14 protein-coding genes are annotated in these 15,013 nt (G+C 33.5%); all 14 read right to left on the minus strand.

Annotated elements, in window-relative coordinates:
• Positions 1-215 precede the first annotated feature (215 nt).
• Positions 216-1,190: a protein translocase subunit SecF gene (gene secF, locus HMPREF1984_RS03720; protein ID WP_021766555.1), complete on the minus strand. Its 975-nt coding sequence runs from the start codon at positions 1,188-1,190 to the stop codon at positions 216-218.
• Positions 1,162-2,391, minus strand: coding sequence for a protein translocase subunit SecD (secD, locus tag HMPREF1984_RS03725; RefSeq protein ID WP_021766556.1), 1,230 nt, complete (start codon positions 2,389-2,391; stop codon positions 1,162-1,164). Before secD ends, secF begins: the two co-directional genes overlap by 29 nt.
• A gap of 49 nt (positions 2,392-2,440) precedes the next feature.
• Positions 2,441-2,857, minus strand: coding sequence for a Holliday junction resolvase RuvX (gene ruvX / locus HMPREF1984_RS03730; RefSeq protein WP_084408407.1), 417 nt, complete (start codon positions 2,855-2,857; stop codon positions 2,441-2,443).
• A gap of 40 nt (positions 2,858-2,897) precedes the next feature.
• Entirely contained in the window at positions 2,898-5,510 is a 2,613-nt protein-coding gene (gene alaS, locus HMPREF1984_RS03735) for an alanine--tRNA ligase (protein WP_021766558.1), read from the minus strand.
• Between the two features lie 99 nt (positions 5,511-5,609).
• The gene (lptB, locus tag HMPREF1984_RS03740) at positions 5,610-6,344 is read right to left on the minus strand and encodes an LPS export ABC transporter ATP-binding protein (protein ID WP_021766559.1); all 735 of its coding nucleotides are present in this window, start codon (positions 6,342-6,344) and stop codon (positions 5,610-5,612) included.
• A 48-nt stretch (positions 6,345-6,392) separates the two neighbouring features.
• Entirely contained in the window at positions 6,393-8,768 is a 2,376-nt protein-coding gene (locus HMPREF1984_RS03745; protein ID WP_021766560.1) for an LptA/OstA family protein, read from the minus strand.
• A complete protein-coding gene (gene mutS, locus HMPREF1984_RS03750) occupies positions 8,768-11,398 on the minus strand; it encodes a DNA mismatch repair protein MutS (protein ID WP_021766561.1) in 2,631 nt (876 codons plus the stop codon). Before mutS ends, HMPREF1984_RS03745 begins: the two co-directional genes overlap by 1 nt.
• A gap of 566 nt (positions 11,399-11,964) precedes the next feature.
• Entirely contained in the window at positions 11,965-12,348 is a 384-nt protein-coding gene (locus tag HMPREF1984_RS03755) for a hypothetical protein (protein WP_021766563.1), read from the minus strand.
• A 210-nt stretch (positions 12,349-12,558) separates the two neighbouring features.
• The gene (locus HMPREF1984_RS03760) at positions 12,559-12,756 is read right to left on the minus strand and encodes a hypothetical protein (protein WP_021766564.1); all 198 of its coding nucleotides are present in this window, start codon (positions 12,754-12,756) and stop codon (positions 12,559-12,561) included.
• A gap of 119 nt (positions 12,757-12,875) precedes the next feature.
• Complete coding sequence (locus tag HMPREF1984_RS03765) at positions 12,876-13,214, minus strand: hypothetical protein (protein ID WP_021766565.1); 339 nt, start codon at positions 13,212-13,214, stop codon at positions 12,876-12,878.
• Positions 13,204-13,557, minus strand: coding sequence for a hypothetical protein (locus tag HMPREF1984_RS03770; protein ID WP_021766566.1), 354 nt, complete (start codon positions 13,555-13,557; stop codon positions 13,204-13,206). Before HMPREF1984_RS03770 ends, HMPREF1984_RS03765 begins: the two co-directional genes overlap by 11 nt.
• Positions 13,558-13,578: 21 nt before the next feature.
• The gene (locus tag HMPREF1984_RS03775; RefSeq protein WP_021766567.1) at positions 13,579-13,905 is read right to left on the minus strand and encodes a hypothetical protein; all 327 of its coding nucleotides are present in this window, start codon (positions 13,903-13,905) and stop codon (positions 13,579-13,581) included.
• Positions 13,906-13,935: 30 nt separating this feature from the next.
• Positions 13,936-14,427, minus strand: coding sequence for a M15 family metallopeptidase (locus HMPREF1984_RS03780; RefSeq protein ID WP_232219682.1), 492 nt, complete (start codon positions 14,425-14,427; stop codon positions 13,936-13,938).
• 93 nt (positions 14,428-14,520) lie between these two features.
• Entirely contained in the window at positions 14,521-15,006 is a 486-nt protein-coding gene (locus HMPREF1984_RS03785) for a hypothetical protein (RefSeq protein ID WP_021766569.1), read from the minus strand.
• Positions 15,007-15,013 lie beyond the last annotated feature (7 nt).

Below are 15,013 nucleotides of genomic sequence, written 5' to 3' on the forward strand. Positions count from 1 at the left end.
TTATTTAAAATTTTACAATGTAAAACAGGAAATGAATTTAGAAAAAGTCAACTGTTTGAGCCGAAAGGCGAGTTTTGACTTTTTCTTAATGAATGACTGTTTTATATGAGTAAAATTTTAGTAAATGAAAAAATATAGTTTTTATATATTGTATTTACAGTTTTCCCATTTTGCGATAAACCCTTTATTTATTTTTTGAGACAGTATCAATTATGCTACACTAATACTTTTTCCTCTGCATCATAACCATTTACAGTTTTAACTGATTTTTTCTTTTCATCATTTTTATTATTTTTCTTTTTAATTTTTCTGAATCTTCTCATCAGATAAACTAATGGACTTGCTAAAAATATCGAAGAATATGTTCCAAAAATCATTCCAATGAACAGAGTCATATTAAATGTTCTCAGGGATTCTCCTCCAAATATCAGCAATATTACAACTGAGAATAATGTTGTAATTGATGTATATAGTGATCTCATGCAAACCTGGTTTACACTTATCTCTATGATTTCTTCAAAAGTTTTCTTATTGTGTTTTTCTTTTTCGTTTCTCTTGTCATTTTCCCTTATTCTGTCAAATATTACAATTGTGTCGTTTATTGAATAACCTAGTATAGTCAGTATTGCCGCTATGAAAGGAGTATCAACTTCATATCTTAGTAAAGCAATAAGCCCAATACATATTAATACATCATGTAACAATGCAATTATTCCTGCTATTGCATAGACAAACTCAAATCTTATTGTTACATAAATGACAATAAGTATACTTCCGATTACTAGAGCCCAGACAGCATTTCTTGTAAGCTCTTTTCCTATTGTAGCTCCTACAGTATCATATCTTATAATTTCGTATTTTCCTGTTTTTTCTGTTAATTTACCTAACAGATTGTTTTTCTGTACTTCAGAAAGCTGCCCTGTTCTAAGAATCATTGTATTATCATCACTTGAAATCTGTACTTTTTTTGCTCCAAGTTCCGGTATATCCTTTGTTAATTCATCTAATGATTTATTTATCACATCTTTATTTACAGGTTTTTCATATTTTACCTGTAACAGATCTCCACCTTTAAAATCAATTCCAAGATTCAATCCTATTGTAAGGAAGAATATCAGTGACAGAGTTACCATCAAAGCTGAAAATCCTATGTAAAAGTTTTTATAATGTATCACTTTCAAATTTACCATCTTTTATCCCTCCCCAAAATAGTTTTTCTTTTTTAATATGAAAAGTGCTTATTACAAAATGCATAAACAGTTTTGTTATAAATATTGCTGTAAGCATTGTTATCATTACCCCTAAAGATAATGTCACTGCAAATCCCCTTACAGGACCTGTTCCAAATGAGAACAGAACGGCAGCTATTAATAATGTAGTAAGGTTCCCGTCAATTATTGCAGGAAGCCCATTTTCAAATCCTTTTGCCACTGAATCTTCAATGCTGTATCCTTTACTCATTTCTTCCTTAATTCTTTCAAACGTAATAACATTCGCATCAACAGCCATTCCTAATGTCAGTATGAATCCTGCTATTCCAGGCAATGTCAGAGTGGATCCTACAAGGCTTAGTGATGCCAATACTAAAAATCCATATATTACAAGTACAACATCTGCAATAAGTCCAGGAATTTTATATATTGCAAACATGAATAATGATATTGCTATCATTGCCAGAACTCCTGCAAACTGTGTCTGCTTTATGGATTCAACTCCAAGAGTTGCTCCTACTGTTCTAACTTCAAGTATTTTTATACTTACAGGTAATGCCCCTGATTTCAGAAGATTTGTAATTTTTTGTGCATCTTCACGGCTATTTGTTGTAATCTGACCTCTTCCTCCAGATATTTCAGAGTTTATTACCGGTGCAGATTGTTCCTTACCGTCAAGCATTATTGCAAGAGGCTTTCCTATATTTTCCCTTGTAATTTTCGCAAAAATTTCTGCTCCTTTACCATCAAGTGTAAAGTCAACTGCAGGACGTCCAAATTCTCCCTGAGAAAGTACTGCTGTTTTTATAGCTGAACCTCCAAGTAAAGTAGGCCCATATGTTCCGTCCTGATTTTTTATCTTGAATTCAAGTTTTGCTGTTGTTCCTATAAGTTCTACAGCCTTCTGTGAATCCTTTATTCCAGCAAGTTCCACTATTAATCTGTCATTTCCGCTTATCTGAATTACAGGTTCTGTTACTCCAAGACCATCTACCCTTCTTTCAATTATGTCCCTTACTTTGTCCATTGTATCTGATTCTATTTTTCCTTGTGCCTGAAGCACTACTGATGTTCCACCTCTTAAGTCCAACCCTAACTTTATTTTATTAAAATAAAGTATTATAGCTGGAACTACGAGTATGACTAAAAGCCATAAGTACTGTGTCTTTTTGTTCTTCATTCTCTTCCTTTCCCAAATTTATATTTGTTTTCTATAATAATTTATTAAATTATTTCAATGTATCAAGATATTTCTGAAGTATTATTGAAGCTGCAACCATATCCACTACTTTTCTTCTTTCCTTACCATTTTTTTTCGAATAGTTTTTCAGATAATGCTCAGCTTCTGTTGTTGTATATCTTTCATCTACAGTAATTACTTCAATTCTTTCTATTTTTTCCTTCATTTCAGAAATGAATTTTTCCACCTTTTCAGCTTGGATATTTTTAGTACCATCCAGACTTTTCGGCATTCCTACTACAATTTTCCTAGTTCCTTCATCAGAAAGTATTTCCTTTATTCTTTCTATAGGATCTGTAACATTCCTGTCAATTACTTCAAGGGCAGTCGCAAGAATTCCCAGAGGATCGCATTTTGCAACTCCTATTCTGACATCTCCGACATCAAGCCCTATAAATTTTTTCATTATAAATATCCTCTCATTTTCCTCTAATGACATAAATAAATTAAGATAACTGTGAAGTTATGTATTCAAAGGCTTTTTCGACTGCCTGTTCTACAGCATTTCCGTCTTTTCCACCCGCCTGAGCAAAATCAGGTCTTCCTCCACCGTTTCCTCCTGTAACTTGTGCGGCAACCTTTACAATCTCTCCTGCTTTTACTTTAGAAACAAGGTCTTTAGTAACTCCAGCTACAAATATGGCTTTTTCATTGTTTGAACCAAGTACAATTATTCCACTTTGAAGTTTTTCTTTTCCTCTGTCCACTATTTCCTTAAGTTCATCAATACTCTTATCTTTAAATGAAACCTTTAATACTTTGATTCCATTTACAGTATCAATATTTTCAAACAGTTCATTTATTTCATATTTTACAAGTTTTGTCTGCAGCTGCTCATATGACTTAATAATAGCCTTCGCATCTGAAATATATTTTTCTACAATATCCACTACATTTTTTTCATCAGTTTTAAGCATACCTGCTATTCTGTCCAGTTTTCCTTCCAGCTTATTTACATATTCTAAGCTTTTATGTCCTGTAGTTGCAGTTATTCTACGTGTTCCTGAAGCTATTCCACTTTCTGATTCAATATTGAAAAGTCCAATTTCTCCAGTTGATTTTACGTGGGCTCCTCCACATAGTTCTATTGAAAACTCAGGAATTTCAACTACTCTTACAACATCTCCATACTTATCTGAGAACAGTGCCATTGCTCCTCTGTTTTTTGCATCCTGAATATTTTCATAACCTATTTTTACTGGAATATTTGCAAGAATTATATTATTTGCTTCTTTTTCAATTTCTTCCAGTACTTCCTTTGAAATAGGTTCATAATGTGAAAAGTCAAATCTCAATCTTTCATTGTCAACTAGCGATCCTGACTGTTCTACATGTGTTCCAAGTTTTTCCCTTAAAACTTTATGTAATATATGTGTTGCAGTGTGATTTCTCTGGATATCTTTTCTTCTTAAAACATCTATTTCCAATTTCACTTCTCTTCCAACTTCAGGTACAATGCCTTTTTCCACTTCAACCTGGTGAACAAATACATCTTTTTTCTTTGCAACTCCAACTACTTTTCCAGTAAATTCTCCAGATATTACTGTTCCTGTATCAGAAACTTGTCCTCCAGACTCAGCATAAAATGGAGTTCTGTCAAATATCATTTCATATCCGCTAATTCCGTCACTTTTTGAAACATATAGGACTTTTCCTGTATCTTCAAATTTTTCATAACCTACAAACTCTGTCTTACCATGTTTTTCAAAGAATTCATCAATAAATTCATCCTTTATCATATCAGAAATTGTAGTTCTGCTGTCTTTTGATCTCTGAACCTGTCCGGCAAGCTTTTTCTCAAATTCTTCTTCTGATACTTCCATCCCCTGCGTTTCAACAATCAGTTTTGTCAATTCAAATGGGAATCCAAACGTATCATACAATTTAAATGAAACATCTGATGAAAGCTCCCTTTTATTCTCATCTTTAAGTTTAACAATTTCGCTTTCAAGCAGTTCTGTTCCATTTTTCAATGTATTTGAGAATCTTTCTTCTTCTATTTTTACTACTTTTTCTATGTATTCTGCCTTTTCAACAAGTTCAGGATAACCTTCCTTCATTGTTTCCACAACATATGAAACCAGCTTATGAAGGAATATATCTTCCTTTTCAAAAACCTTTCCTTTAGCCGCACTTCCTGCACCAAAAGCTCTTCTTATTATTTTTCTCAGTATATATCCTCTTCCTTCATTTGAAGGCAGAACTCCGTCACTTATAAGGAATACTGATGCTCTTATATGATCTGCTATTATTTTTACTGTTTCATCAAAATCTTCTTTTTTTATTTCAAGTATTTTTTCAATTCCCTGTATTATCGGCATAAACAAATCTGTCTCAAAATTTGTTTTCTTATTTTGAATAACTGAAGCTATTCTTTCAATTCCTGCACCTGTATCTATATTTTTTTCAGGAAGTGGTACAAGCGTACCGTCTTCAAGTCTATTCCATTCTGTAAACACAAGGTTCCATATTTCAAGGAATCTGTCCCCTTCATCTCCAGGCTTTGAGTTTATTTCTTCATTATTTTTACCCATATTCTGAGTATCATAATATATTTCACTACATGGACCGCATGATCCGACAGGCCCTGCCGCCCACCAGTTATCATCTTCACCAAGTCTTACAAGTCTTTCCTTAGGTACTCCTATTTCTTCATTCCATATTCTGTACGCTTCATCATCTGTTTCAAAAACAGAAACCCATAATCTTTCCTTATCCAGTTTAAGTACTTCTGTTATATATTCCCACGACCATTCTATCGCTTCTTTTTTAAAGTAATCTCCAAACGAGAAATTTCCCAGCATTTCAAAAAATGTATGGTGTCTAGGTGTTCTCCCTACATTCTCAAGATCATTTGTTCTTATACACTTCTGATAAGTTGTAATCCTCTTAAAAGGTGCTTCCTTTTCACCTAGAAAAAACGGTTTAAAAGGAACCATTCCTGCAACTGTAAGCAATAAACTTTTATCATCAGGTATAAGTGATGCACTTTCAAAATGTTTATGTTCTTTAGATTTAAAGAAATCTACAAAACTTTTTCTTAATTCATTTCCTGTCATTTCATTTCCTCTCTTTTAATTATAATTTTCTATAATTTATTTTATTATTTTAAAATCATCATTTTCAACTAATATTATTTCCTTATTATTAATCAATTTCTAATCCAGTTTAAAATTATCCCCTAAATAAACTTTTCTTGCAGTTTCATTATTTGCAATTTCCTGGCCTGTACCTGCAATCAGTATAGTACCTTCAGCCATGATGTAGGCTCTTTCAGTTATTCTCAGAGTTTCTCTTACGTTATGGTCTGTTATCAGTATTCCAAGGCCTCTTTCCTTTAACTGCATGATTATATTCTGAATATCCTCAACTGCAATAGGGTCAACCCCTGCAAAAGGCTCATCCAGAAGGATAAAATCAGGATTAGTGGAAATCGTTCTGGCAATTTCCACCCTTCTTCTTTCCCCTCCTGAAAGGGCATATCCTAAACTTTTTGCTACATGGGAAAGTTTAAATTCTTCTATAAGATTATTCATTGTTTCTATTCTTTCCTTTTTAGGAATTCCACGCATTTCCAAAACTGAAACTATATTTTCCTCAACAGTAAGATTTCTGAACACTGAAGCTTCCTGAGGAAGATATCCCAGTCCAAGCCTAGCCCTCTTGTACATTGGAAAATTCGTAATATCTTCTCCATTGTATAGTACTCTTCCGTTGTTTGGCTTTACAATTCCAGTTATCATGTAAAATGTCGTTGTTTTTCCTGCACCGTTTGGTCCAAGAAGTCCTACAACCTCACCTTTTTCCATGCTTAAGCTGACACTTTTAACAACTTCCCTGTTTTTATATATTTTTTTCAAACTGTCAGCCTCTATATTAATTTTTCTACTCATTGTAATATAACAGCTCCTAATTATTTATTTTTAATTACCCACAGCTAATTAATACTGTTTTCTGTATTCTGTACCCTTATAATTCAGGATAGCAGTCAATCCTTTTGCTCCCGTTGCATTTTGTACCCTGTTTCCACCTGACATCCATACTATTGGCACATCAATTGTTCCTTTTCCTATATCCACCCTTACGGAAGAAGGAAGATTTTTACCTGTTTCAGGTACATAAATATTTCTGGCAGCTCTTTCCAGCATTTCCCTAGTTGTTTCCACAGGAATAGTCACATTGAAACTTTTCTCCCTGGAATCATTTCCTGCTTTAGCCACAGCCTTCAATACAACTGACTTATTACCTCCACCTAAAAACTGTTTATTTATTTTCCCGGTTACTGCCAGGAATGATGGATTTGAAGTTGTCCATCTTACTGTAACAGGAACTCCGTTTGACGCAGTCATTGTCTTAGGAAGATGTATTTTGCCATTGTTATTTACTTCATTTTGTGAAACAGAAAGCTTATTTATAACTTCTTCTACAGCTGCTACATTTTTAGGATCTGATTTTCCTTGGGAAGAAGCGGCATTTCCATCTTGTACATGATATTGCATTTTTATATTTCCGCTATTTTCAAGCACTCTTTTATCAATATCATACATTGCATTATTAGAAGAAATCTTTGTTTTTCCCTGATAAGTAATAACTTTACCATTTAAGTTTATCTTTTTTTCCTTCATGTAAACTGTTGCTTTATCTGCACTTGTATTCAAATTTGCAAATTGTGGGAGCTTACTTACAATTTTTACATTTTTCTCAGCATGCCCTTCTTCTTTATTTAAATCCAGATACAGAAAATTCGAAGTCATTTGTGTATCATTTCTGAAGTCAAGTTTAACTCCGTCCCTTGCAAGAACCAGATTTTTTCCGGTATCAATTTCATTATATTGGGAAGTCAGGTTTACTTCCTTGTATCTCATATGTACATTTTCCTTAATTTCACTTCTTGTAACACTCATATCCTTATTGTTGTGGGAAATGAAATATATTTTTGCAGTATTTCCTCTAAAGTGAACAGCTTCAGATTCAACAAGCTTTGTAGGATTCGTTGCAAAATTCTTTACATTTCCTCTTATTTTACCATTTACATTTCCATCAAATCTGAATTCCTTCTTTTCAAAACTTCCTTCTCCAGTATCAGATGTTATTTTATCCCCCTGTACACTTGTCATGACCATTTTATTTGAAAATATATTTTTAGCTATGGTATTCATATGACCATTATCCCCTGCAACTGTGAAGTTCTGCTTTGTTACAGCAAACTTGCTGTTAAAAGTTGCATCTCCTGTTTTAAACAGATACACAAGGCTTGTACCTTCCATATGATAGTCTTCATAATTCATTGTATAGAATTCATTTGTAGTCAATGTTTCATTCGCCAAATCATAGACACCGCTTCTAAATGTACCTGTAGTCGATCTTGGAAGATAATTGAACCTACCATTTCCATCGGCATTTACTATTTTTTTAACTTCATCATAAAATACATGATTTGCAGAAACTTTAAGATCTTTTCCTGAATAATTTACATTTCCTGTTGCATCAACCTGTTTCTGCTTTACAAAGTATTTTGCACTGTTTCCAGTAATTGTTGCGTTCTTACCTACATAATGTACATTCCCGTCAGCATGTATTTCTTCAGATTGCATATAATATGTTGCCTTATCTGCACTTATGTTACTTTCAGCATCATTATACTTTACATTTCCTTCGGCATTTATTACTTCAGGCTGCATATAATACGTTGCCTTATTTGCCGTAATGGTTACCTTATCATCTTTGTAGCTTACATTTCCTTCACCTGTGGCAACTTTATTTACATCGTTATAAGTTACCTTGTCTGATTTAAGTTCCCTTTTCTTTTCAGTTTCCTTGTAAATTACATTTCCTGTCGCAGTCAGCTCCTGAAATGCCGTTGTTGTTTCCAGCTTATCAGATTCCATTTCAGTCTTATCAACATTGTTCAGTATCTTCGTCCTTGTTTCTGAGATTATCTTATCTCCCTCTTTTTTGTAATCCACCTTTTCAGTATACAAATTCCATTTGTTATCCTTTGTACTTCCTACAACTTTTCCAGTTAATGTTATATCTGAAGTTTCAGTGTTTATTTCCCCTTCTTTTCCAGATATTAGCATTTCCTTCTTGGTCAGATCAACAATAACATTTTTAAATTTTATTATTTTATCGCCATCGGAACCTATCTGTTCATCTGCGTAAATAATCGCATCATCCTTCAGTTTGTACACTACTTTTTTTGCCTTCATCTCTTTTTTCATCTGATCTGCAGGCGAATCTATTTTCTTAAAAAATACAGCATAAAGAAAATATATCAGGACAGCCAGCAGACCTCCATAGGCTATTTTTTTCCACATTATTTTTTCTCCTCTAATTTAGCTTTTATTTCAGATAAAAATTTTAATGCTTCCATAGGAGTAATATTATTTATATCTTTATTTTCAATATCAAATATTACTTCATCTATTTTCTCATCTCTTTCATTTTCAACCACATCTATCGTTTTTTCTTCATATTCCCTGTCAATTTCAGCAATCTGACCAAAAAGAGAAAGCTGTTTTACATTTATAGTCTTTTCAATCAGTTCCTTACGCTGTTCTAATCTATGCAGTATTTCCCTGCTTTCCTTCAATATTTCCTTAGGCAGTCCCGCCAGTTTCGCCACTTCTATACCGTAAGACCTGTCAGCTCCACCTTTTATAATATTTCTCAGGAACATTACTTTTCCATTTTTTTCCTTTACTTCAATCCGATAATTCACAATATTTTCAAACTTATTTTCCAGATCAGTCAGTTCATGATAATGGGTTGCAAATATTGTCTTTGCCTTTATTTTTTCATGTAGATATTCTGAAATGGCCGTTGCGATTGAAACTCCGTCAAACGTAGAAGTTCCTCTTCCTACTTCATCCAGTATAATCAAGCTTTTTTCAGTGGCATTGTTTATAATGTTAGAAACTTCACTCATTTCCACCATAAATGTACTCTGCCCTGAAAGTATGTCATCTGATGCTCCTATCCTTGTGAGATATTTATCCACAACCGAAAGTTTTGCTTCCTTTGCAGGAACATATGAGCCAATCTGAGCCATTATTGAAATAAGTGCAACCTGTTTCATATAAGTGGATTTTCCAGACATATTTGGTCCCGTCAGGACTACAAATTTTTCTTTTTCTGAAAGTACAGTGTCATTTGATACAAAATCTCCTCTTCCAATGAGTTTTTCTACCACCGGATGTCTTCCTTCAATTATTTTCATATCAAATCCATTACTTATTTCAGGTCTCACATATCCATTTTCTATCGCTGCAGTAGCAAAGGAAATCATCACATCAAGATAAGCAAGCTTTTCAGCAAGTCTTATCAGAAGGGACTTATGTTCCTTTATTTTCCCGCTTATTTCCTTGAACAGATAGTATTCCATGTCCTCTATTTTAGCCTTGGAATTTATAATTGTATCTTCATATTTCTTCAGCTCAGGAGTTACAAATCTCTCAGCATTTGATAGAGTCTGCTTTCTTATGTATGTTTCAGGCACCATATCCAGATTGGATTTAGTAATTTCAATAAAGTAACCAAATACCTTATTGTACTTTATCTTCATATTTTTAATTCCAGTAGCTTCCCTTTCCCTTCCTTCTATTTCCAAAAGAAAATCCTTACCTGAATTCATAATATGATAGATTTCATCCAGTTCACTGCTGTATCCTCTTTTTATCATTCCACCTTCCCTTACTGAAAAAGGTGCGTCCTCAACTATTCCTGTATCAATAAGTTTATATATATCAATCAAAACCTGAATTTCTATATCCTTGAAAAATTCAGTATTTCTAAGTATTTCCATTATTTCAATTGCTGACTTCACAGTATTTTTAAGTGCTGTCAAGTCTTTCCCATTTTCATTCCCAAAAACTATTTTCCCTGAAAGCCTTTCCAGGTCATAGACATTTTCAAGTTTTTCCTTTATGTCTTCCCGTATAAGTATATTGTCAATAAAATACTGCACATCCTGCTGTCTTTTTAAAATTTTCTCTACATCCAGTAGAGGATTGTTTATATATTTTTTAAGAAGTCTTGTCCCCATTGAAGACTTACATCTGTCAAGAACCCATAAAAGCGATCCAAATACAGTTTTTTCACGCTGGTTTTTAATAAGCTCCAGATTTCTTGCTGTAATGGAATTAATTTCAGCATAATTTGACACATTCAGATACTCTATCTTTTCCACTGTAAGCTCATTTTCAATCTGCATTGTCAGTATGTAGTCAAGTGCCATTGCACCAGCTTCAATTACTGCCTTCCTGTTTTTTATTCCATAGCTTTCAAGCGAAACTACTCCAAAATAGTCTGTCAGAAATTTTTCCGAATCTCTGACTTTATTTACACATGTAACTGTTGCATTATTTTTTCTTGCATAATCCTCCAGTATTCCTTTTGCTGTTTCATAAAAGGAAGATGTCACAAGTATTTCCTTAGGTTCTATTTTATTAAGTTCGTTTATCACTCCCGAACATTCTTTATCACTTTCTATTTCTGTTACTTTAAATTCCCCTGTTGTAATATCTATGTATGCAATTCCTGTTTTTTCTTCTGCAATTCTTATACTCATCAGATAATTATTACTCTTTGCATCAAGCGTATCCACATCAATAACTGTTCCAGGAGTTATTATCTTTGTAACTTCCCTTTTAACAATTCCTTTTGCAGTCTTAGGATCTTCCACCTGTTCACATATTGCTATTTTATATCCCTTTGAAACTAATTTTGATATATACGAATTTGCAGAGTGATACGGAACTCCTGCAAGAGGCACATCCATATCCTTTTCCTTATTTCTGGAAGTAAGCGTCAATCCAAGTTCTTTTGAAGCTTTTACTGCATCATCAAAAAACATTTCATAGAAATCTCCTAACCTGAAAAACAATATGGAGTCTTCATGTTCTGACTTTATTTCCTTATATTGCTTCATTAACGGTGTCTCCGCCATTTATTTATACCTCTGTTTCTAATTAGTCTTTTACAGATAAGTATATCACAATTTCTATGTTTTTTCAATTTGTGGAAAATTTTTTTCTTACTTTTATTTATGTGTTTTTGGATATTTATTATCTTTTTATTTCATATATTCCGTATAGCAAGAAAGTCTGTCTCAAAAAATTAGTAAGTAATAAAAAACTATATTTCAAATTATTTGAAATTTTACAATGCAAAACAGAATATGAATTTAGGAAAAATCAATAGCCTTTAGGCGAATTTTGATTTTTCCTTAATGAATAAATGTTCTGTATGAGTAAAATTTTAGCAAATGAAGAAATATAGTTTTTCATATTAACATTAATTTTAATTTTTTAAGGCAGGCTATTCAGCACTCACATAAGAATCTTTTACATTACAGGAAATAGGGAGTACTTAAAGTACTGAAAATACTGTGTTTACGTTTACCTCTTGCGTGTTAATCGTACATTATAGATTTGTGTGGATTTGATTTTATATGACAGATGTGTGTGATATACTTACAAAAAAAAACAGGGCTTTTAAAGGCCCTGTTTGTTATTAATTCATATATTCAACATCTATACTGTAATATCCCATTTCTTCGTAATCCTCATCAGTGCTCACACTGATGATTCTGAATTTTGTTCCTGCCGCAACAAGAACTTCTTTTTCTGCTTCGCAGTCTGTTGCTCCGAGTATTTCAGTTTCTTCTTCGTTTTCGTAGTCAACGATGTGAACTGGACATTCATTGACACAGTAGAACATATATTCGTATTCTCTTTCATTTTCAACTGTAAACTCTCCACCATCTGTCCAACTTTCAGCTTTTTCTAAGATGATTATATCATCTTCTCTTAAACCTAATTCGTAATTTGTACTTATTTGTCTTGCTATCCCTTTCAATTTTCCGTTTGTCATGTTTGCTATTTCGTTTTTAGTCATTTTAAATCACTCCTTGAATTTTTTTCAAGAACGTGATAAAATAAAACAGGTATTTTAAATAATTCATTTGGTCGTGAGTTTTTAATTTTACCTTTGCTCTGATGGTATTGCCAGTACCGTTAGAGCTTTTTTATTTCATCTTGTCCTTCATCTTGATAATATTATACTACATTTTTATATAAATGTCAATACCTTTTTTATAAAAATGTATTATTTTTTTAGTTTTTTTATTAGAGCGTCGGTCCTGTTACCTCCTACTTCGTCCAGCACTCTGTATATAAGCTCCTTTTCTTCTTGAGTCACTCTGAAGCTTATATTTTTATCCCTTTCTCTTCCTGTTGCTTTTCTGCCCACCTTCCAGGCAGGTGTTTCTCCTCTCTTCACTCCTCTCGGCTTTACCTTTTCCATATCTCCACCTTTCTGTTACTTCCATCTTGATACTATTATACTATATATTTATAAAAAAGTCAATACCTTTTTTATAAAATGAATATAAATTTTTGCAATAAAAAAAAAGAGGGTGACCGTTACTGGCCACCCTTAGTCATTTTACTGTCGCAATAATACAGCAGTCCAATAGAGATTGCTGTTGTAATAATTACTATTGCGAGATTTTCTGTCAGCATCGTGTCCTTCAGTGTTTTGACTACTTCTGCCGACGGTCCTCCTCCTTTATTCGCTATTTCCAGCATGTTCCGCATGAACTGGTATTCCCTTATTTTCATGAGGGCTATATTTTCGACCAGGAAAAATAAAATAATCCTGATTATATATTTGTTCGCATAATTGATTTTAGTGCTTTTCTGTGCATGTTTGTGCTCCCTTCCGGGGAACAGTTTTTCCCAAAGTGTTTTTTTAGTCACCATCTTTATCACCATCATTTCGAGGAGGGAAATATCTGTCTATCAGCCTATCTAATATGGTAGGCATCTTGACAATAGCTAACTCGGACAAAGGCTCAATCAGAAACCCTATCCCAAATATTATGAACATTATGGCGACGTCAAGCTTAAGTATTTTTGGAAACATGACCATGAGGAAAATATAAAGGGCATCTGCCAATGCCCCGTTCAAAAGCCGTACCCAGAACGGCTTAATATCGATTTTATTATTTGCCCGGAATGTGATGTTTCCCAGGAATCCGAGCAGTACGCCGTATGAGATCATAACTACCTCCTTCGCCGTTTCAGTATCCAAACCAAAAAACATAAATAACTCCTTTCTTCCGTTTTAAAGTGCGGCAGGATTTTCCTTTTTTTCAATATTAAAAATATCCTGCACTAATTTTTTCGGATCAAGTTCCACTCTTAGAACTTTGATAGCTTTATGTATTGCTTCTTCTCCTAAATTTTCAACCACATCAGGAATCCATTTTCTGTCAATTTCTTTTTCTTTCAGAACATATTCCTCTGCCCTATCCCAGAAATTGTTTACAACAGCCTCAAATTTTTCAAATCCTGCTTTTCCTGCATTTACTATCTCACTTCTGTATATTGCAGTTTTTGCTAACTCTCCCACTTTGTTGATAACGTACATTTTTACCATTGTTTCAGTCATTTTAGATCACTCCTTAAAATTATTTTTTTTTTAAACAAGTTCATAATGTGGTGTGTCATAGAGAGTTTTCCAGTCTCCGCCCCATACTATTTCCAGTCCCATGTCTTTTGCTACTGCTTTGATATGCTTTGATATTTCAACAAGTTTTTTGTTGTCAAACATTTCTGCATCAGTAGTGCTTTTTACATAGCTACCGTTCCCGTCATAATACCCACAAACTGCTATGTCTACTGCATGGCCATAACCATCGGCCTTTGCCTGATGGTTCGATTTTCTGTTGTAACCGTCAAGTTTTGTAACGATTTTACCGGGCCTTGTACGCCCCTGCTGATATAGTTCATTTTGATACTCCGCTGTTCTTAAGCCTTGCACTATCTTAAAATCGTAAGGGCTGTTACTTATTGCCTTTTTCATAAGCTCAATTAACTTCGGATGTACCCCTTTCATTTTCTCAATACTTGCTTCTGAGAGCACGTATTTTTTCTTTGTAGCATTATCACCTCCTATCGTTTCGGTAGTCAATATGATTTCACCTCCTTCTACCCTGAATCCTGTGACTTTTAACTCCCTTCCTTCATGCAGAAACTCTGTCCCTACGAGATTTCCTATGTTCATCTACATCACCTTTTCCTTTATTAATTCCATATTTTTTAAATATTTATAAAGTTTAGTTGGATTGAATTGATACCCGACCCTGTCTTTTAATGACTTAAGCTTATATGTCAACGTGAACTGTAACGCATAATCTATTGCATTCAGGCAGAATTCAGAACAAAAATATCTGTCGTCATTTTGTACTTTACTCGCATAAAAAAACTGCCCTAATATGCCCAAATAGTCGTATCCTTTACCCTGTGCTGTGTTATAAAACTCTACTATGTCCTCAGCTCTGACACTGCTGTCCATTTCGAAAATTTCAAAGTTTTTCTGATTGTTAAATTTTTTAGTCCTAACTCCGCCCGGATTCGAAAGAAAAACTTGATTATTATAGATAAACTCACAGTGCGAGTATTGTCCGAAAGTCCAAGCAGAAATCAAAAACCCCACTACACCGCGGGGTCTGTGAAAGCTTATATATAATTTATCTTTTTCGAGTTGCATACTACCT

Origin of the sequence: Leptotrichia sp. oral taxon 215 str. W9775, from assembly GCF_000469505.1 — a bacterium.
Taxonomy (GTDB): domain Bacteria; phylum Fusobacteriota; class Fusobacteriia; order Fusobacteriales; family Leptotrichiaceae; genus Leptotrichia_A.

Bases quoted from the DNA above. Each gene is read 5' to 3' on its own strand.
- secF (WP_021766555.1), bottom strand. From the start codon at position 1,190: ATGGTAAATTTGAAAGTGATACATTATAAAAACTTTTACATAGGATTT.
- secD (WP_021766556.1), bottom strand. From the start codon at position 2,391: ATGAAGAACAAAAAGACACAGTACTTATGGCTTTTAGTCATACTCGTA.
- ruvX (WP_084408407.1), bottom strand. From the start codon at position 2,857: ATGAAAAAATTTATAGGGCTTGATGTCGGAGATGTCAGAATAGGAGTT.
- alaS (WP_021766558.1), bottom strand. From the start codon at position 5,510: ATGACAGGAAATGAATTAAGAAAAAGTTTTGTAGATTTCTTTAAATCT.
- lptB (WP_021766559.1), bottom strand. From the start codon at position 6,344: ATGAGTAGAAAAATTAATATAGAGGCTGACAGTTTGAAAAAAATATAT.
- HMPREF1984_RS03745 (WP_021766560.1), bottom strand. From the start codon at position 8,768: ATGTGGAAAAAAATAGCCTATGGAGGTCTGCTGGCTGTCCTGATATAT.
- mutS (WP_021766561.1), bottom strand. From the start codon at position 11,398: ATGGCGGAGACACCGTTAATGAAGCAATATAAGGAAATAAAGTCAGAA.
- HMPREF1984_RS03755 (WP_021766563.1), bottom strand. From the start codon at position 12,348: ATGACTAAAAACGAAATAGCAAACATGACAAACGGAAAATTGAAAGGG.
- HMPREF1984_RS03760 (WP_021766564.1), bottom strand. From the start codon at position 12,756: ATGGAAAAGGTAAAGCCGAGAGGAGTGAAGAGAGGAGAAACACCTGCC.
- HMPREF1984_RS03765 (WP_021766565.1), bottom strand. From the start codon at position 13,214: ATGGTGACTAAAAAAACACTTTGGGAAAAACTGTTCCCCGGAAGGGAG.
- HMPREF1984_RS03770 (WP_021766566.1), bottom strand. From the start codon at position 13,557: ATGTTTTTTGGTTTGGATACTGAAACGGCGAAGGAGGTAGTTATGATC.
- HMPREF1984_RS03775 (WP_021766567.1), bottom strand. From the start codon at position 13,905: ATGACTGAAACAATGGTAAAAATGTACGTTATCAACAAAGTGGGAGAG.
- HMPREF1984_RS03785 (WP_021766569.1), bottom strand. From the start codon at position 15,006: ATGCAACTCGAAAAAGATAAATTATATATAAGCTTTCACAGACCCCGC.